This window comes from Blautia glucerasea (assembly GCF_013304385.1).
GTDB lineage: Bacteria > Bacillota > Clostridia > Lachnospirales > Lachnospiraceae > Blautia_A > Blautia_A ammoniilytica.
On the sequence record NZ_JAAITU010000043.1, the window covers coordinates 15,486 to 34,144 of the forward strand.

Here is an 18,659-nt window from a genome sequence, read left to right on the forward strand (position 1 = left end):
ACTATATCAGTGTACCATAGAATGCTTCCTGTAAGTTTTTTTCCGTCTGTGTTCCTGTGTACTTATTTGTTGCCATTTTAGAAACTCTCTTTTCTACTAATGCCAACATTCAACAGCTACTTTTATAACACCATCTCTCTTATTCTCGAAGAGATCATAGGCCTCTTCAATCTTACTTAGAGGATAGGTATGCGTAATAAGTGGTTCTGTATTTATCTTTCCCTCAGCAATCAGTTTCAATGTCTCATCGCAATCGCATCCATCCACTCCACCGATTTTGAAAATAAGATTTTTGCCATACATATCCGGAAGCGGTAAACTCTGTGCTTTATCATAAAGTGCAACGATTGTTACAATTGCATTCGGTCTTGCGCACTCCCATGCAAGACGAAACGTTGATTCTGCTCCTGCAACTTCAAGAACAACATCTGCTCCACCATGATCACTTGTTTTCTTAACAAATTCCTCACATTCTTCCGGAGAAACAGTAAGTACATCAGGATAATGCTTATTAATAAATTGGATACGATCTTTGTCTTTCTCACACATGATAATGTGCTTGGGATTTTTCAGCATAACACAAAGCAATGTACAGATTCCTGTAGGGCCTGCACCGATGATCAGTACTGTGTCGTCTTCTGTTATTTCAGAAATACGAGTTGCCCAGTAGCCGGTAGCCAGAACATCTCCAACAAATAATGCCTGTCGCTCTGTAACTTTGTCCGGAATCTTGTTTAAGCCTTGATCTGCGAACGGTACACGCACATACTCAGCCTGACCACCATCAATACGACAGCCAAGAGCCCAACCGCCATTTTGATCAATACAGTTATTAACATAACCTTTTTTACAGAAATAACATTCACCACAAAATGTCTCCACATTTACTGTTACTCTGTCTCCCGGTTTAACATGAGTAACAGCACCTCCAACTTCTTCAACAATTCCAACCATCTCGTGACCAACAGTAATTCCCGGAACTGCACGTGGAACACTTCCATGCTTGATATGTAAATCACTGGAGCAGATACTCGCAAGTGTTACCTTTACAATAGCATCCCTTTCATGCATGATTAACGGTCTCGGTTTTTCTCTTAATTCAAATTTTCCTTTTGATACATATGTATAAGCCTGCACTGTTTTCCTCCACCATTTTCAAATATTAAACATCTCCCTGCACATCCTTTTTCCACATGGGGTTTTAAAAATATTATGATAGGCTTTTAGAGCTGCATCTTTCGATAAACCGTCCTCCATAATATTAACCAGAAAATCAGCCTCTACCAATATCTGATAATCGATTTCATCAATATTATCATAGGTATGATGATGTGCAATCAAATACTGTACCCGACCAGATACATCTTGATCAAAGCCTAATTCTCCAAGCAACTTTTCTGCGATTGCAGGACCTTCTTTTTCCTGTAATTTTCCATTACAATTTCCATATTTTTCTTCACAGAAATGAATTCCAATATCATGTGTCAAAGCTGCTGCTTCAATAGTAAATAAGCATTTCTTATTTACATTTTCCGTTTCTGCTATCAATTTTGCATATCTATGCACTTTACAAAAATGTTGAATCCTCTTTGCATCTCCTCTATATAATTCAATCATTGCCAAATGTAATTTGTTTATCATTTAATGTTTCCTCCCTGTTGAAAATCAAACATACAAATAATATTTATCATGCTATATTTTAACAGAAACAAAAGCTAAATGCTATTATGGGAGGGAAAAAAGTGAGAATACGATGTACATTTTTTCAACAAAATATCCTCTTGAAATGACAGGATCATTAAGTGTCTGTCACTCCAAGAGGATTTATATTGTCTATTAAGAGATGTTATATACTTTTAATATCTTTATTACTTACTAGAGCGGTTATATACTGTTACTGGCTGATCAGTTCCTGTAATTCAGCATCATAATCAACTCTTTCTCCACTTGTGGTATCGAATACCATAGTAGATTTGTTGTCAGAAGTATAGGTGCTCCATTCAGGTACATTGTCACCATTTGGATCTCCGGTGCGTGCAAAGTTTACCCATGCACTTGCCATTACATCCTGCAGATCATAAGCATCCTGACTTCCGCCATAGCTGCCGGATACCAGATCTACATTGTGGAATACAAATGGAATTTCGCCGCAGTGCCACAGGTTTACACCACCATCAATTGGAGATTCATAAGATACAACGTAATCATAATTTTTAGTTGCACCAGCTTCTACTCGTTTTGTAAGGGTATTGGTGAACTTTGTACGATCTGCTACATAATAAGCGTCACAAGCACTCTTTTCAGGATAAGCTTTCAGGAAAGCTTCTTTTACAGCTTCAGCTTTATCACCGTATTTTTCTGTTAATTTTGCGTCAACTTCTTCTTCAGTCCAGGAGTTTTTGTTGGTTTCATTGGGATCCAGACATGTCCAGCAATTCATTTCTCCAAATACAGAACCGACCATAACCGGAATGTCATTTGTCCATTCCTGGAAATTACTCTGAATATAATCTTCATCAAGAACAGGACGCCAGCTTAAAGAAGTTCCAATTTCATCGCCAACTTCTTTTAATGCTTCAGTTGCAGCAGCATCAAGAGTATCATACGGAACCTCTTTTAACTGTTCAATCTGGTTATCTGAAATTCCTAAAATTTCAAGAGTTTTTGCAGTAATCTTTTTTGCAGTATCTTTTTCGATATAGCGTTCACTTCCGCTCTGTACAACCGCCTGATTGAATAATCCTTCTGCTTCAGGGGAAGCTAACATGCTGATGACTTTACCGCCGCCACCAGACTGTCCGAAAATAGTCACGTTGTCAGGATCGCCGCCAAAATTAGCAATGTTTTCTTTTACCCACTTTAAGGATGCAATCATATCTGCTGTGCCGCAGTTACCAGAATACTGATAGTCCTCACCATATTCGGAAACATCTAAGTAGCCAAGTACGTTTAAACGATGGTTTACAGTTACTACAACTACATCACCATATTCGCTAAGATTTTTTCCGTCATATGCAATACCTTCGATAGCAGAACCGTTGGTGTATCCGCCACCATGGAACCATACCATAACCGGCTTCTTTGCATTGGTATCCAGATCCTGTGTCCAAACATTCAGATTCTGGCAGTTTTCGCTCTGTGCCCAGTAACGATGAGGAATCAGGAAATCTCCGCCATCCGGATCTGTCATATTTGTAATAGGAGCTGTAGAACCATAGACAAGACAATTGCGCACATCATCCCATGTATCAGGAGCCTCCGGCTGTTCAAATCTGTCGGCTTTTGCATAAGGAATCCCACGGAAAGTATAAGTTCCGTTGTCAATAAAACCACGAACCTTTCCGTATGCGGTATCTGTAATGCCCTCTGTTTTGCTGACTACAACACTTTCTGTAGCTGAAGTATCGTCAGCTGCAGCAGCAGAAACTGTTGAAATCCCCATAGAGAAAATCATAACACTGCTTAAAAGAATACTAATAATTTTTTTCTTCATTTCTTAATACCCTCCTTCATATTTTGTAACTTTATTATAAAAAAAACGTTCTGGCAGCGCTATAAGTTTTTGAACTTGTCACTATTATTTTTTTGATTTCTTTAATTGTTTGGTAAATCTGATTGAAAAACCACCTGATTCGTTGTACTATATTTAGTAGGAAAATAGTGTATTTTTTAATTCAATATGAAAAGGGAACTCCTATGAAAAAAAATCTGAAAATATTATTATTCATTGCTGTTTGTGCCATTGCAGGCAGTGGTCTGTTATATGTGAAAGAATATAGTCAAAAGCAGCAAATAAACAGTGAAAAAGATGAAAAAGAAACACTTGTATTTCTCACGTCCAAAAGAGAAACAAGGCATATTTTTGAAACAATCATTGAAGATTTTAATGAGTCACAGGACGAGATATATGTTGAACATCTGGAAGTACCCAATCCGGATCAGGAGTTGCAAATACGTGCAGTTCAGGGAGAATTCCCGGATATTGTTGAATTTATTGGAGCTAAGAAAGATGATCTGAAAAAATATGTAACGGGTGGATATTTGCAGGCTTTAGACAATTTTTCGGCAACCCGTTGTGTTAATGAGCATTTTTTGGAAAAATTAGAAATTCATAATGGTACTTACGTACTTCCATTATCTGTGAACTACAGAGGAATATTTTATAACAAAAAGATGCTGGAGGAAGAAGGGTATCAGATTCCCTCTACTTATTCTGAACTTATTGATACCATGCAGCAAATAAAAAAAGCTGGAAAGCTTCCTATTGTTTTTGCAGATAAAGACAGCTGGACCGTTCACCAGGGATGGGATGCAATTGATATGTCATCCAGGGGAAGCCAGGACGACCTATTTCAGAAGGTATTAGATGGTGATGCACTTTTATATGAAGATTCTATTGCACTTGATTCCACCAGGAGATATTTAGAAATAAGAAAATACAGTCAGAAACAAACAATAAACACAGGATATGACGAAGCAGTAAAAACATTTGCAAACGGGGAAGCATATATGTTTCTCCAGGGAAACTGGGCATATCCCTTAATAAAAAAAATCAATCCGGATATCGATCTGTTATTTATGCCATTCCCTGCATATCATGAAGGTGATGAAAAAGTGGTAGTAAAAATAGATGCATCCTTGGGAGTTTCAGCTTCCTGTACCCATACAGAAGCAGTTGGAAAATTTCTGGATTATGTATTTTCAAAAAAGATGAGTGAATATTATGCAGAAGAAGCAGGGGCATATTCCTGTATAAAATCTGTAGATGTAGCAGACAAATATGCAAAAGCATTTACGGACAGCATCAGGAATGGTGATTTTGATCTGGAAGAATTTGCTTACGAGAGCGACAAGTCTGATGCAAGGGATGCTTTATTTCAGAACTTTTTCAGTTCACCTCAAAGGAATACCGAAAAATCATTTTTAAAGGAATGGAATGATCTTTTTATTCTGTTGAAAGGAGACTGAGTGTGAAGAGGATTTCAAGATTGCCTGTATGGTGGCAGCTTTTTATTGGACTGGCATGCTGTTTTCTATTTTCCTTAATAGTCATTTGTGCATCCTTTTTTATTGATATAAAAGAGGCTGAAAAAAATAATTGGTCTTACTTGCACAGAATGAACAGTCAGTGGGAACTGGAGATTGAAACGATAACAAAGAATCTGGATTATTTGCAATATTTACCTTTAATAGATAAAGATATCATGACAAATCTCCGAAACGACTATCAAAAGCAATCTCTAAAAAAACAACTTTCAAACTCGAACTATGTAAATAATATTTTAGAGGATATTTGCGGGATTAACCCATTTATTTTACGTGCTACGATTTTAACCAAAAATGGAAATATTTATGGCAATTTTGTTGAGGACTCATTAAAGCAGGTTGAGCAGGCACAAGATCATATTGTCTATTCAAAAGCAGGTCATAAAAATGAGAAACACATCACAGACATATATGAAGGCGAAATAAACATGCTTCCATATAAACTATTAACAATTGCATATGCTATGTATCCGGTAACATCAGATGAAAAGCTTGCTACGATTTATATCGATCTGAACTTTGAAGAAATAGAAAAAAGTTTTTCTGTGTTTTCAAATAATGAAATCGAATGTTGTCTTTTTAATAAAAACGGGATGATTTATTCTTCTGAAAAAGAAAACAATTTTCTTCTGAAGGATGTGAAAAACATTTATGAAAATTCAGATCATCAAGGAGTATTGGAAACAGACGGCACTATCTGGAACGCATATGTTGTTAAAATCACTGATTTGGACTGGTATCTGGTTCAATGTATGCCGAAAAAAAGTTTTACCTTCAATAGTACAAAGAATATTTTGCCCTTTTGCTTTTGGGTTTTGATGATTTTTGTATTTTTACTGTTTGGAGGCATGCAGCTGATCAGTCGTATTACAAAACCTATTTCTGAATTCTCTAATGCCTTAAATCAGGTAACATTACATAAAAAACAAAAGCCAAGGCATATTCAATTATCAGAGGACGTACCAGAAGAAATTTCTACAATGGTAAGTGGTTATAACGATCTTGTATCGCGTATTGAAGAAAATATTATTCTGGCTTACAAAAACGAAATAAGTCAGAAGAAAACCGAACTGCAAATGCTGCAATATCAGATCAATCCTCATTTTTTATATAATACATTAAATATTGTCAGTGCGTTGGCAAAGCTAAACGGAATTAAAGAAATATCCGAAATCTCGGAAAGCCTGTCCCATATTTTCCATTACAATGTAAAAGGTGGAAATATTGTACAGCTGAAAATGGAGCTTGAAAATCTTCAATGCTATGTAAAAATACAGTCCCTGCGTTTTCCTGGAAAATTTGATGTAATTTATAACGTGGATGAGGAGATGCTGACCTGTGAAATGTTAAAATTCATCTTGCAGCCATTAATGGAAAATGCAATAGAACATGGTGTTATTCCATGTAAAAAAAGAGGCAGAATAGAACTGACAGGAAAAATCAGTTCAGATCATATAGCAGAGATCAGTATTTGTGATAATGGGAATGGAATAAACGATGAAACATTGCAGATGCTGCGCCAGGAGCTTAAGAAGGACCTGAAGCAGGGCATAAATCATAGTTCATCCGGAATTGGTCTAATCAACGTGCACCAGAGAATTAAAAACTATTATGGAGAAGAATTTGGAATTTCAATTGAAAGTACCCTGGGAGAATATACTTGTATAAAGGTCCGTTTTCCTATATTGCCAAAAGAGGTGTAATAATGAACTTTAAAATTTTAGTTGCAGATGACGAATATTATGCAAGAAAAGTACTTGTTATGATGCTTGAGAAATCCGGATTACCAATTTTGGTAGAAGGAGATTTTGAAGATGGAGAAGAAGTAATAGAATATCTTCAGAAAAATGAAGCAGACATTATCATTACGGATATTCGTATGCCCAATTTAGATGGTCTGGAACTGGCAAAATATGTACAGGAACATTTGCCAAAATGTGCAGTAGTGGTAGAAACGGGATATGAAGATTTTCAATATGCCAAAAAGGCATTGCGATATCATGTAAAGGACTATTTGACAAAACCAATTAATGAATCAGAATTACTTGAATGTATTAAGGATATTCTTATTGAAAAAGCGAAGTTCGATAATCTGGAGAATATTAATAAATTAAAAGGTGTTGTTGAGAACCTGGATTTTGCACAGCTGATACATAATAAAAAGCTATTTGACCACATGATGCCTGCTGATCTTTGGAATGCTCATTCCTGGTTTTATATGGTGAAGGGAGAAGTTTCAAATTCAGGTTATCAAAAAATTGAAAACTATTTACAGGGCAAAAAAAATGCCTCTAATATACAAAGCTGGTATTTTAAAAATAAAGGAGAATGTATATTACTCTTTTTTTGCAAAGAGAAAATGGATTTCAAAGCATGTATTGGTGAGGCTGATTTTCTGCAGCTAAGAAATAGCATAGGTCATAATTCCTGGTTTGGAATCAGTGGCATTCATAAAGAAAGAGCTGAAATTGAAAAAGCATACCGAGAATGTATTTACGCAATTAATAACCGTATTTTAATAAATGACAATCTGTTTTTCTGGAAGAAGGAACTGGAAATCACAAATCTGCTGGAAAAAGAAACATTGGAAATATTCAGCAGGTTCATAGAATTTGGACGCATTCATGAGGCAGAAAAAATCATAGACAAATTATTTGCCAGATGTATAAAAGAACATGCAAACATTTACAGCCTTTATAATGCGGTCATACAGCTTTTTTCTATCCTCCGGAACAACTATTATAATAGATGTCAGGTTCCGGCTGGAGAAGGGGGATATTTCCTGTTTGACTTTAAGATTGATCTGTATCAATTCCATACAGCGGATGAGTTAAAAGAATATTTATTTATGATTTTGAAAGAAGTTGGGGAGAAAAATGAGGAAGATGAAAACGAACTTCTGATAGAAAACATTTTAGGTTATCTTGAAAATCATTATGCTGACGATATCACATTAAATGAGCTTGCAGAACATAAATATTTTGTAAGCGTGGGACACCTGAGCAGAACATTTAAAAATAAAACAGGACAAACATTTTCCAAGTATCTGACGGAGCTGCGCCTGAAAAAGGCAAAGGAATTTTTAATAAATACAGACTTTGACATTACGGATATAGCCACTTTTACAGGATATAATGATGCTTCTTATTTCACTCAGATTTTCCGAAAATCCTGTGGTATGACACCTTCAGAATATCGTTCCATGTAAAATGCAGCCTCCCGCACCTGAAAACATAGTAGATGCAGGAGGCTGCCACTAAAAAATTCTTAAAAATTACTTTCTTTTCTGTTTGCCTGCTCTCTGCAGGCATTTCCTATATTAGTCAGACAGAGTACTGTAGCAATCAGGAAAAGCCCTGGGATCAGGATGATCCACCAGGAGCCTGTCATCAATGCTTTATCTGACAGAGATAGCATACTGCCCCATGTGATAACTTCTATGGGAAGACCGATTCCCATAAAACTCAAGGTAGCCTCTGAGATCATTGCAGTTCTTACGTTCATAACAACCATAAACATGATTGATGAGAAAAAGTTGGGTACCAGGTGTTTCCACAAAACACGAAAGAACCCTGCTCCCATACATTTTGCAGCGATAATATATTCACTATTTCGTATCTGTCGTACTTCAGTACGTACCACTTTGGCAATACTGGTCCAGCTGGTCACGCCAATCACAAATGACAGGCTGAGAACATTCGCATTTCCCATGATAGCTTGCAGTAGAATGATCAGAAGCAGAGTTGGAATACTTAGGAATATCTCTGTAAATCTCATAATCAGTTCATCAAGCCATGCCGGTGCCACTCCACTGAATGCCCCAACCACAACTGCAATAAAAGTAGAAATTACAGTAGCTAAACCACCGATCAGAATTGAGATTCTTCCCCCATACCAGATCATAGAAAAAATATCTCTTCCCATGGTATCTGTACCAAAAAGGAATTCCTTGTCAGGCGCCTTGTTATAATTCAGCAGATCCATATAGGTGGGATCCTTTGTCATGATCAGTTCTGCACCCAGACAGCCAAGTATGATAAGCACCAGGATTGCTATCGAAACCACTGGTTTGTTCTTATACCACTTTTTCTTTGCTTTCGGAATTATTGTTTCTGTCTTTTTGTTTCCTGCAAATTCAAATAAACTATTAGTCATCCTTCCACTACCTCCGATTTCTCGGTTATTACTTCATCCTTCATACGAGGATCAATCTGTTCATTGATAGTCTGACTGACAATATTACAGAAAATAACCAGGATTCCTGACATCATACACAGCAACATCAGCAGATTATAATCATGATATCTGGCACTCTCATAAGACAGAGCTCCGATTCCAGGATAGGAAAATACGCTTTCTACTACATAGGTTCCCCCCAGTACATGAGGGACTGCAATTGCCATAATGCTCAGATAAGCAGGCATTACGTTTCGGACACAATGCGTGAACATAAGCTTTTTCTTATTCAATCCTTTTGCTTTTGCCAGAAGAACGTAATCTGCACGAACCTCTTCAAGGATCTTATTTCGGATCATGTAAGCGTAATACCACAAATGCTCCAGAACCACGATGGTCAGCGGCATGATCAGATGCAGAATCCGGTCTCCAACATTTCCTGCATTTCCGGTGCTGTAAGCGCCACTACTTGGCAAAACCTTAAGATTTACGGAAAAGATAAGGATCAGCACCAGAGCCATCCAGAACTCAGGAATACAACTTGATATGGTTCCCAGCTTGCACAGGATCCGGTCTGCCATCCGGTTTTCGTACCAGGCGCATAGGATTCCAAGAAGCAAAGCTCCTGCAAACATAATGATAAATCCGATTCCTCCAAGCAAAAGTGTATTGCCAATGCGGTTGCCAATTACTTCTAATACATCCTGTTTATATTTAAAGGAAATGCCAAACTCTCCATGAAAAGCATTTTTTACCCATTTCACGTATTGCACAGAAATGGGTTCATTCAAACCCAGTTTTCCCATTGCCCATTCACGTTCTTCCGGGCTCATCTTCTCTGTACGGTCTCCATAATAAGAGATCAGCGGATCTCCCGGTGCAAGACGTGCTACATAAAATACTGCAACAGAAAGTATAAATACAGAAATCAGGAATATCAGGCTTTTTGTACCATAGTAGACTAACTTTTTTTGTCTCATCATATACTGCACCCCTTTCTGTCAGCCTGGGTCATTGCAAAATGTCCTGGTGACACTTCTGTCCATACACTGTTTTCCATTCCCTCCCCATGATAATACTGGAGGACTCTTTTTCTTTCCCTGATCGGATCCGGAACAGGAATTGCAGATAACAATGTTTTCGTATAAGGGTGCACCGGATTGGAATACAATTCTTCTGCTGGAGCCAGTTCTACCAGTTTTCCATGATACATGACTCCCACCCGGTCACAAAGATATTCAACCATCGCCAGATCATGTGCAATAAATAAAAATGTAAATCCATGATCCTCCTGCAGATGGCGGAACAGGTTCACGATCTGTGCCTGTATGGACACATCAAGAGAAGCAATCGGTTCATCTGCCACCAGAAATTCCGGTTCCATACACAAGGATCTGGCTATCGCCACTCGTTGTCTCTGGCCGCCTGACAATTCAGATGGATAACGATCCAGAAAGCTATTCTCCAGTCCTACATATTCCATCTGAAATGCAGCCTCTTTCACAAAGCTTCCTCTGGGCGGTGTGATATGCTGAATTCTCATAGGCTCAGTAATAATATCAGACACTTTCATTTTCTGATTCAGACTGGATGCTGAATCCTGAAAGATCATCTGGCGTCTGGTCTGCAGCATTTTCTTATGCTTTTTAAATTCCTTTTTATCACAGATATTTACGTCTTTGTACCAGATTTCTCCCTTCGTGGGCTGATATATATTCATCAAACATCTGGCTACTGTAGATTTCCCGGAACCAGACTCTCCTACCAGACCAAAGATTTCACCTTTATGGATTTGAAATGAAACATCGTCCACAGCCTTTACTTTGATTTTTCTTGTCAGGTGAAACTGCTGGGTCAGATGCTTCACATCTAATAAAACTTCTTTACTCACTGAACTGCCCTCCCATAGGTGATTTGATCTGTGGTGCCCGTGGGTCCAACAGCCAGGTTGCCGCATAATGCGTATCTGTTATCTTAAACATAGGCGGCATTTCTTCATAATCAATATTCAGGGCATACTCATTTCGACATGCAAAAGCATCACCTTTAGGCGGATGGATCAATGTAGGCGGCATACCGGGAATTGTGTACAGACTTTCTTTTCCATTTGCAAATGCAGGAAGTGACTTCATCAATCCCCATGTGTATGGGTGTCTGGGATCGTAATACACTTCCTCTGCTGTACCGATCTCTACGATTTTACCTGCGTACATTACTGCTACCCTGTCTGCTACCCTGGCAACAACTCCCAAATCATGAGAAACCAGTATCATCGCTGTTCCAAGCTTTTTCTGTATTTCACGCAGAAGATCCAGGATTTGTGCCTGTATGGTCACATCCAATGCTGTGGTCGGTTCATCTGCAAATAAAATATCCGGATCTGCTGCCAGTGCAATCGCCATAACACATCTCTGGCGCATTCCACCAGAAAACTGCCAGGGATACTGATGGTAGCGTTCCTTTGGATGAGAAATACCTACCAGCTCCATAAGTCTCAGAACCTTCTGATCTACCTGCGCTTTTGTATATTTTCTATTGTGGATCAGCACTGCTTCTGCGATCTGTTTTCCAATTTTGATCGTTGGATTTAAGGATGTCATAGGATCCTGAAAAATCATGGAAAAAACCTTTCCACGAAGCTTCTGCATCTCCTTCTCCCGATAACAAGTGATATCCTGTCCATTCACATGGATACTTCCCTCTTTGATCTTTGCACTTGGTGGCAAAAGCTTCATGATACTTTTGCAAAGCACACTCTTTCCACATCCGGATTCGCCAACTATAGCCAGCACTTCTCCCTTTTTTAACGAAAAAGACACGTCCCTCACTGCCTGTACTTCTCCTAAGGAACCTTCTATGCTGACTGAAAGATTTTTAACCTCTAATAAATGTTCCATTTTTAATCCTTTTTCCGCTAGTGTAAAAAGGGGGCACTCCTGGCGCCCCCATCACAACCCTTATCTCGTTTTATTATTCAATCGTCCAGTCTGCAACATTCCAGAAAATACCAACTCCGTGATGTCCCATAACTGTATCAGGATCAATTCCCTTAATATTGCTGTCAGCAACATAGTTAGCATCGATATAGCAGATCATTGCATAAGCCGGATCCTCTGCAAGAGCTTTCTGGAAATTAGCATATGCCTCGGCACGAACCTGGGGATCTGCGGTCTGTCTTGCTTCGGTCAGATATTTGTCAACTTCCTCATTGGAATAGCTGGAGTAGTTTGCTCCCTTATCTGTTCCGAATACTTTGTAGGTATGGTCGTCAGCATCAAATGGGCTTCCCCATCCGATCAGGAATGCCATCTGTCCAGCCCAGTCTATCTGTGCAGGAATCTCAACGGATACATCCATGCCAATTTCTTTCAGTTCCTGTGCTGCGATCTGTGCCATATCAATACGTACCTGATCACCGGAACTTACGCTGATAACAAATCCCACTTTTTCGCCATCACGATAATAGAATCCGTCATCACCCATCTCACATCCAGCAGCTTCAAGGATTTCTTTTGCTTTTTCCGGATTGTAATCATAATGCTCAACATCTTCATAGTTGTAAATATTTCTCTGAAGCGGTCCATAAGCCGGCATTCCCTGTCCAAGGATCACTGCATCAATAATTGCCTGACGATCAAGTCCGTAGCATACTGCCGGGATCAGATCACGGTTTTTCTGCCAGTATTCGTTGCCAAAGTTAAACATGATTCCACGATAGTCAGCAGTCTTCATATCATAGCATGTATATGCATCATCATCAGCAAAAGAAGCTGCATCCTTCGGCGTGAGAAGAGCCAGATCCAATTCTCCTGATTTTAACTGAAGTGCTTTCGCATTGTCATCGGGTACGATCTTGAATACAACTTTATCAATGGATGGCTCGCCTTTGAAATAATCTTCATTCTTAACCAGAGTAATAGCCTGTCCTTCATCCCAAGATTCGATTTTGTATGGGCCTGTTCCTACCGGGTTACGGAAGAAATCAGATGTCTGCATATCTTCTCCCTCAAGCAGATGCTTAGGAAGAACTGCCATTGTCATATAATCAAGGAATGCAACATTTTTGTCTTTAAGCTTAAATGAAACAGTATGATCATCGATCACATTAATCTCTTCTACATCCTCGTAGTTAGGTGCATTCTCAGAACCGTTTTCCGGATCCATAATAGCTTCGATTGTAAACTTAACATCATCTGCAGTAACAGGTTCACCATCCTGCCATTTGGCATCCTCTACCATATGAAATGTGTAGGTATTGTTTGCATCATCGAACTCCCAGCTCTTAGCCAGTCCTGGAACTACCTGATTCTCTCCGTCATGTGCAGTTAATCCGCTGAAGATCAGAATATTGATCTCGCCATGCTCATCCATAGCCGGGTTGATCCTGGTATAATCTCCACTTCCATATACCAGAGTTGTTTCTTCTTCTGCAAATGCAGGAATTGTTGTGCCTGCACTGGCCATAAATACAGTCAGAAGCATTCCTACCATTGTTAAAAGTCCCTTTTTCATTCTTTGATCCCTCGCTTTTTTAATTTTGGTAACTTTCTCAATGATACCAAAATCAGCGATTCTTCATAAGCCCTGTAGGGGGATATTCGGCCATTCTTATTTGCAACAGATGTATTCAATATTTGCATACGTTATTCAAACGAGGCTATATCAGCTGGGGGATTGACTCCCAGCTGACATGTGTTTATGCTGTAAGATATCTTTTGATAAGCTCTAGTCCCTCTATTGGAACACAAAATTTCTGATTCTTCTTTTTACATTCTGACAGAGTATTTTCCAGGTCAAACCACTGCACTTCCTCAACCTCTTCTTTTTGAAGCTTTAAGCTTTCTATTTCCACAGGCCTCCTGTAAGCATATACAAATGCAATCTCGTTATCCCAAAAAAGCTTTCCATAAAACTCCTTTTTATACCGGATAGGAAATGTTCCTGCAAATTCCAGATCCCTGGCTTGTGCTTTAATCCCCAGCTCTTCAAAAAGTTCCCTTAATGCAGATTCTAATGGTTCGTCTCCTGCCTGCACATGCCCTGCCGAAGAGGTATCAAACCTGCCGGGAAAAGAATCTTTCTCTGTGGAACGCTTTTGCAGCAAAACCTGAATCCTGCCTTCCATTTCCCTTATGACCCAGATATGGGCAGTTCTGTGTCTTATCCCCTGAGCATGTGCAATACTCCGCTCTACAGTCTGCCCGGTTGGCTCTCCTGCCTCATTAATAATATCAAAAAATTCCATGGCTTCTTTCGTCCTTTATCTCAAGTTTTCTAACCAACAATACCCTTTCGGGAATTAATTATATGCCTTTCCACATTTTCGTGCAAATCTTAATACACACTTTTTTTTCATTTTTCCCACATAAGGAACACATTTTTTCCATATTTTAAACACAGTCTTCATATATATTATTTTACATAAACAACAAGACAACAAACATTCATACAGAAAGGACAACATAAAAATGAAGAAAAAATATTTAGCAGTTTTGATGGGAATCATGGTAACATCTACAGCCGTTCCAGCAACCACGTTTGCAGAAGACGTCTCTACCACTACAGAAGCAGATACAGCACAGGAGCAGAAAGTCACAAATGAAGCACCAGATGGTCAGGCTCCTGAAAAACCGGAAGGTGAGGCTCCGGACGGACAGGCTCCTGAAAAACCAGAAGGTGAGGCTCCGAACGGAAAGGCTCCCGAAAAACCGGAAGGTGAGGCTCCGGACGGACAAGGCGGTCCTGATGGCGGTCAGTCTGAAGGCGTGGATAGCTACACCGCTGTCAATGAATATACAGAAGATACCTCTATTGAAAATACAACCCTTGAATCCACAGGAACCGATGAAAATGCAGCTTTGATCTCTTCCGGTGCCAATGTGACTTTTGACAACGTAACCATATCCCGGGAGTCCCAGGAAAGTACCGGTGGCAATGATGCCAGCTTTTATGGGGTAGGTGCAGCCGTTCTGGCAACAGACGGAACAGCTTACGTAAAAGGTGGAAGTATTACAACGAACGCAAATGGTGGAGCTGGTCTGTTCGCATATGGTAATGGTACGATCTATGCGGCAGATACAGACATTAAAACAGAGCAGGGCACCTCCGGCGGTGTACATACCGCTGGCGGAGGCACCCTTTATGGTTGGGATCTGAATGTTGAAACCAATGGTGAATCTTCCGCAGCCATCCGAAGCGACAGAGGCGGCGGCACAATGGTTCTGGATGGAGGAAGCTATACTTCCAACGGGATCGGCTCTCCTGCCATCTACAGTACAGCAGATATTGCAGTAAATAATGCGACTCTCACAGCCAACGGATCGGAAGCTGTATGTATCGAAGGTCTTAACTCAATCCACTTGTATGACTGCGATCTTACCGGAAATATGAGTGATCAGGATCAAAATGACAACACCTGGACTGTCATTTTATATCAAAGCATGTCTGGTGACGCAGAAGTAGGTAACAGCACCTTCCAGATGGATGGTGGTTCCCTTACTTCCCAAAACGGTGGTGTATTCTACACCACCAACACGGAAAGCACCATCACTTTAAATGATGTAGATATTAATTATAATGATGACAATGAGTTTTTCCTGCAGTGTACAGGCAATACCAATCAGCGTGGCTGGGGACAGGCAGGTGCCAATGGCGCAGACTGTACCTTTACCGCAATCAGTCAGGACATGCAGGGAGATGTGATATGGGATTCTATCAGTGACCTTGATTTCTATATTACAGACAGCAGTAATCTGACAGGCGCAATCCTTGATGATGAAACATATGCCGGTGACGGTGGTTCCGGTTATTGCAACGTAACTGTCAGCAAAGACTCAACCTGGACAGTTACCGGAGACAGCACCGTTACTTCCCTCTCCAATGAAGGAACCATCGTAGATGACCAGGGCAAAGCTGTGACTATCCAGGGAACTGACGGCACTGTTTATGTAGAAGGTGACAGCCAATACACCATCACAACCGATTCTTACAGTGATTCTGCAGATCAATCCGGTGCAACAGCTCTTCAAAGCTGGAGCGGATATCAAACAGAAAAACCTTCTACTCTTTCTTAAGGTCTGTGATCAGCAGATAAAGAATCCCCAGGATCACAATGGTACCAGCCATGATTGCCAACATCCATCCTGTTCCTACAACTTTCCCAAGAAAGATAGGATTGCAGTCCACGGAATCCCGGATCCCCGCAATTGCCTGTGTGGGGATCCCTTCCTTTTCCATTTCCTCAAAAACACCTCTCAGCATATGATTCTTCAACAAAGAAGTCCCATATGTACTTGGAATAAAGGAAAGAACCTTCTGCAATCCGCTTCCAAAATTAGAAATAGGCATATATGCACCACATATAAATCCATATCCTGCACTTACAATGGTTCCCACAGCTGACATCTGTCCCTGGGTTTTCAAAGGGTAGCAGACAATGCTGGATAAAATACTTCCAAACAGGACCAGAAGGATCTCGTCCAAAATCAGCCATAAAACATCTGCCACGCTTAAATACCATCCCATGATGCCAATATAGCCAAGGCACAATGCCAAAGCCAGCAGATTTACCATTAAGGAATTCAGCACAGTTGAAAAAAAGTAGCCCAGGTAGATCAATGGTCTTTTTACAGGAGATACATTAAAATCCTTTCTTGCACCACTGGCCCGGTCCTGTATCATAGTCAGGTTTACACAAAAGGTTACTGTTACACAGCTGACTGCAAGAAGTCCGGCTGCAAGCTGTGAAGCTACTGTGCCATCCACTAATTTATCAGAAATCTTAAAGAAATCAGGAAGGGCCGACAGGAAAGAATCTCTGTATATATTAGCAAGAAAAGTCCCATATAATACGATCAGAATAATCGGAGTGATCAAGGATGAGATCAGCATGCCCTTGTCTCTGAAAAACAGCTTCCTGTTTCGTTTTATTAATGCCAACGTGGTTTTCATGGATTCTCACCTCCTAATACCTTTCCGGTTACAGCAAGAAATACATCATCCATGCCGCCCTTTACTACTTCATAATCCTGAAACAGTTCCTGATGCTCTACAATCAGCTTTGTTGCTTCACCGGTGTTCTGTACCTGGATCTGATAACCATCCCGGATTGCCTTATAAGGTTTGCCAAGCTGCCGGATCTGTTCTTCTCCTGCTCCATATATAGAAACATAGTCCTGTACATATTGATTTTTCAGCTGATAAGGTGTACCCTCTGCCACAATCTTCCCCTTATCCAGAATCACTACATAACCTGCAGATGCTGCTTCTTCCATATAGTGTGTTGTAAGAAAAACGGTCATATTCTCTGATACTCGAAGCTTTTCGATAATACTCCATATCAGCTTTCTGGTCTGAGGATCCAGTCCTGTGGTAGGCTCATCCAGAATCAATATCTCAGGTTTGTGAAGTAGTGCCCTGGCAATGTCAATTCTTCTTCGCTGACCGCCGGACAGTTTGCCCATCTGCCGGTTCATAAACTCTTTAAAATCCAGGATAATGGACAGCTCTTCCAGTCTCTTGTCAAATTCCTTACCTGTAATACCGTACAGTGCGGCTCTGCTCTCCAGGTTTTCCCTGACAGTCAGCGGCTTATCCAACACACTGTCCTGAAAAACAACACCTATCATTCTTTTAATGTCTCCCGGCTTCTGATCTACTTCGTTGCCGCCGATCTTTACCTCTCCACTGTCCTTTTTCAGCTGCCCGCAGATGATCGAGATCGTGGTACTCTTGCCTGCTCCATTTACGCCAAGAAAAGCAAATAGCTCCCCTTTTCTTACCTGAAAGCTTAGATCATTTACAGCATGTACACTACCGAAGGACTTATTCAGATGCTGTATTTTTATTACAGGATCCAACTGTTTTTCCATTTTTCATATCTTCCTTTCCACAAACATTCTTTCTTACGGAAATGATCAAATCTCCTTTTCCACTATACCATAACCAGCATATATAATTCTACCATTCCTCTCAGATTCCCAGTGAATCCAGTGAATATTTGTTTTCCAGTGAACGATATGCTGTGGATTGGGCTATTCTGAAAATACCTCCATCATAAGCCTGATCCCAACCTTCAATCCTTCCTCAAATGAATCTTTCTCCCATGCACAGCATACACTCCCATGACGAATCATGATCTCCTCCCAAAGTGGTATCCTCTCCCCCATATCGTCCTCCACCACTCGGTCCATGCCTTCGATTCCTTGCAGCCATTGTTCCAGTTCCTTTTCTTTTGCCTGCCCGGCTTTCCTGGCAGTTGTATTTTCCTTCCACAGGTTATTTTCCGTGTAATGTTCATAGATCAGATCAAGCAGGTTTTCCACAGGAGGATAGTAATGTGGCTTTGTTTCTGATATATAGTTCTCCAGTATATCTTTTAACATACTTATAATGCTACCGTCCTTTCCAGTCAGGATTTTGTGTCTTAATTATGGTGC

16 protein-coding genes are annotated in these 18,659 nt (G+C 40.0%); 4 read left to right on the forward strand and 12 right to left on the reverse strand.

All coding sequences use genetic code 11. From position 1 onward, the window contains the following. Window positions 1–96: 96 nt before the first annotated feature. The 3 genes from G5B11_RS14775 to G5B11_RS14785 form a co-directional block, all read right to left on the reverse strand. Window positions 97–1,137 carry an alcohol dehydrogenase gene (locus G5B11_RS14775; protein WP_173728895.1) on the reverse strand — a complete coding sequence of 347 codons (1,041 nt, stop codon included), beginning with the start codon at window positions 1,135–1,137 and terminating at the stop codon, window positions 97–99. 18 nt (window positions 1,138–1,155) lie between these two features. Next, window positions 1,156–1,641, reverse strand: coding sequence for an HD domain-containing protein (locus G5B11_RS14780; protein ID WP_173728896.1), 486 nt, complete (start codon window positions 1,639–1,641; stop codon window positions 1,156–1,158). Between the two features lie 253 nt (window positions 1,642–1,894). Continuing rightward, window positions 1,895–3,493: a carboxylesterase/lipase family protein gene (locus G5B11_RS14785; protein WP_158421232.1), complete on the reverse strand. Its 1,599-nt coding sequence runs from the start codon at window positions 3,491–3,493 to the stop codon at window positions 1,895–1,897. 203 nt (window positions 3,494–3,696) lie between these two features. Here G5B11_RS14785 and G5B11_RS14790 point away from each other — a divergent pair, with 203 nt between their 5' ends. The 3 genes from G5B11_RS14790 to G5B11_RS14800 are packed head-to-tail and all read left to right on the forward strand — an operon-like array spanning window position 3,697 to window position 8,254. Next, on the forward strand, window positions 3,697–4,968 hold the full coding sequence (locus tag G5B11_RS14790; protein ID WP_158421233.1) for an ABC transporter substrate-binding protein: 1,272 nt from the start codon (window positions 3,697–3,699) through the stop codon (window positions 4,966–4,968). A gap of 2 nt (window positions 4,969–4,970) precedes the next feature. Next, window positions 4,971–6,749 carry a sensor histidine kinase gene (locus G5B11_RS19480; RefSeq protein WP_173728897.1) on the forward strand — a complete coding sequence of 593 codons (1,779 nt, stop codon included), beginning with the start codon at window positions 4,971–4,973 and terminating at the stop codon, window positions 6,747–6,749. Between the two features lie 2 nt (window positions 6,750–6,751). Next, window positions 6,752–8,254: a response regulator gene (locus G5B11_RS14800; RefSeq protein ID WP_158421235.1), complete on the forward strand. Its 1,503-nt coding sequence runs from the start codon at window positions 6,752–6,754 to the stop codon at window positions 8,252–8,254. A gap of 59 nt (window positions 8,255–8,313) precedes the next feature. Here G5B11_RS14800 and G5B11_RS14805 read toward each other — a convergent pair whose 3' ends face one another. From G5B11_RS14805 to G5B11_RS14830, 6 genes are all read right to left on the reverse strand, one after another. Beyond that, on the reverse strand, window positions 8,314–9,201 hold the full coding sequence (locus tag G5B11_RS14805) for an ABC transporter permease (RefSeq protein WP_158421236.1): 888 nt from the start codon (window positions 9,199–9,201) through the stop codon (window positions 8,314–8,316). After that, window positions 9,198–10,205 carry an ABC transporter permease gene (locus tag G5B11_RS14810; protein ID WP_330382899.1) on the reverse strand — a complete coding sequence of 336 codons (1,008 nt, stop codon included), beginning with the start codon at window positions 10,203–10,205 and terminating at the stop codon, window positions 9,198–9,200. Before G5B11_RS14810 ends, G5B11_RS14805 begins: the two co-directional genes overlap by 4 nt. Next, on the reverse strand, window positions 10,202–11,113 hold the full coding sequence (locus G5B11_RS14815) for an ATP-binding cassette domain-containing protein (protein WP_158421237.1): 912 nt from the start codon (window positions 11,111–11,113) through the stop codon (window positions 10,202–10,204). Before G5B11_RS14815 ends, G5B11_RS14810 begins: the two co-directional genes overlap by 4 nt. Beyond that, on the reverse strand, window positions 11,106–12,119 hold the full coding sequence (locus G5B11_RS14820; RefSeq protein ID WP_158421238.1) for an ABC transporter ATP-binding protein: 1,014 nt from the start codon (window positions 12,117–12,119) through the stop codon (window positions 11,106–11,108). Before G5B11_RS14820 ends, G5B11_RS14815 begins: the two co-directional genes overlap by 8 nt. A 73-nt stretch (window positions 12,120–12,192) precedes the next feature. Continuing rightward, window positions 12,193–13,734, reverse strand: a complete 1,542-nt coding sequence (locus G5B11_RS14825) for an ABC transporter substrate-binding protein (protein ID WP_158421239.1) — start codon at window positions 13,732–13,734, stop codon at window positions 12,193–12,195. A gap of 184 nt (window positions 13,735–13,918) precedes the next feature. Further along, window positions 13,919–14,467 carry an NUDIX hydrolase gene (locus G5B11_RS14830; RefSeq protein WP_173728898.1) on the reverse strand — a complete coding sequence of 183 codons (549 nt, stop codon included), beginning with the start codon at window positions 14,465–14,467 and terminating at the stop codon, window positions 13,919–13,921. A gap of 223 nt (window positions 14,468–14,690) precedes the next feature. Between G5B11_RS14830 and G5B11_RS14835 the strand changes: the two genes are divergently transcribed. Next, window positions 14,691–16,295 (forward strand): hypothetical protein, encoded by a 1,605-nt coding sequence (locus tag G5B11_RS14835; RefSeq protein ID WP_173728899.1) that lies wholly within the window; start codon window positions 14,691–14,693, stop codon window positions 16,293–16,295. Here the strand turns inward: G5B11_RS14835 and G5B11_RS14840 are convergent. The 3 genes from G5B11_RS14840 to G5B11_RS14850 all read right to left on the reverse strand — a co-directional run bounded on the left by G5B11_RS14840 (window position 16,282) and on the right by G5B11_RS14850 (window position 18,605). Then, window positions 16,282–17,172 (reverse strand): ABC transporter permease, encoded by an 891-nt coding sequence (locus tag G5B11_RS14840; protein ID WP_158421242.1) that lies wholly within the window; start codon window positions 17,170–17,172, stop codon window positions 16,282–16,284. The two genes, G5B11_RS14835 and G5B11_RS14840, sit on opposite strands and share 14 nt — an antisense overlap. Beyond that, the gene (locus G5B11_RS14845; protein ID WP_173728900.1) at window positions 17,169–18,092 is read right to left on the reverse strand and encodes an ABC transporter ATP-binding protein; all 924 of its coding nucleotides are present in this window, start codon (window positions 18,090–18,092) and stop codon (window positions 17,169–17,171) included. The genes G5B11_RS14840 and G5B11_RS14845 overlap by 4 nt, the downstream gene beginning before the upstream one ends. Before the next feature lie 162 nt (window positions 18,093–18,254). Continuing rightward, complete coding sequence (locus G5B11_RS14850) at window positions 18,255–18,605, reverse strand: hypothetical protein (RefSeq protein ID WP_173728901.1); 351 nt, start codon at window positions 18,603–18,605, stop codon at window positions 18,255–18,257. Between the last annotated feature and the right edge of the window lie 54 nt (window positions 18,606–18,659).

Bases quoted from the DNA above. Each gene is read 5' to 3' on its own strand.
- G5B11_RS14780 (WP_173728896.1), bottom strand. From the start codon at position 1,641: ATGATAAACAAATTACATTTGGCAATGATTGAATTATATAGAGGAGAT.
- G5B11_RS14785 (WP_158421232.1), bottom strand. From the start codon at position 3,493: ATGAAGAAAAAAATTATTAGTATTCTTTTAAGCAGTGTTATGATTTTC.
- G5B11_RS14790 (WP_158421233.1), top strand. From the start codon at position 3,697: ATGAAAAAAAATCTGAAAATATTATTATTCATTGCTGTTTGTGCCATT.
- G5B11_RS14800 (WP_158421235.1), top strand. From the start codon at position 6,752: ATGAACTTTAAAATTTTAGTTGCAGATGACGAATATTATGCAAGAAAA.
- G5B11_RS14805 (WP_158421236.1), bottom strand. From the start codon at position 9,201: ATGACTAATAGTTTATTTGAATTTGCAGGAAACAAAAAGACAGAAACA.
- G5B11_RS14810 (WP_330382899.1), bottom strand. From the start codon at position 10,205: ATGATGAGACAAAAAAAGTTAGTCTACTATGGTACAAAAAGCCTGATA.
- G5B11_RS14820 (WP_158421238.1), bottom strand. From the start codon at position 12,119: ATGGAACATTTATTAGAGGTTAAAAATCTTTCAGTCAGCATAGAAGGT.
- G5B11_RS14825 (WP_158421239.1), bottom strand. From the start codon at position 13,734: ATGAAAAAGGGACTTTTAACAATGGTAGGAATGCTTCTGACTGTATTT.
- G5B11_RS14830 (WP_173728898.1), bottom strand. From the start codon at position 14,467: ATGGAATTTTTTGATATTATTAATGAGGCAGGAGAGCCAACCGGGCAG.
- G5B11_RS14835 (WP_173728899.1), top strand. From the start codon at position 14,691: ATGAAGAAAAAATATTTAGCAGTTTTGATGGGAATCATGGTAACATCT.
- G5B11_RS14840 (WP_158421242.1), bottom strand. From the start codon at position 17,172: ATGAAAACCACGTTGGCATTAATAAAACGAAACAGGAAGCTGTTTTTC.
- G5B11_RS14845 (WP_173728900.1), bottom strand. From the start codon at position 18,092: ATGGAAAAACAGTTGGATCCTGTAATAAAAATACAGCATCTGAATAAG.
- G5B11_RS14850 (WP_173728901.1), bottom strand. From the start codon at position 18,605: ATGTTAAAAGATATACTGGAGAACTATATATCAGAAACAAAGCCACAT.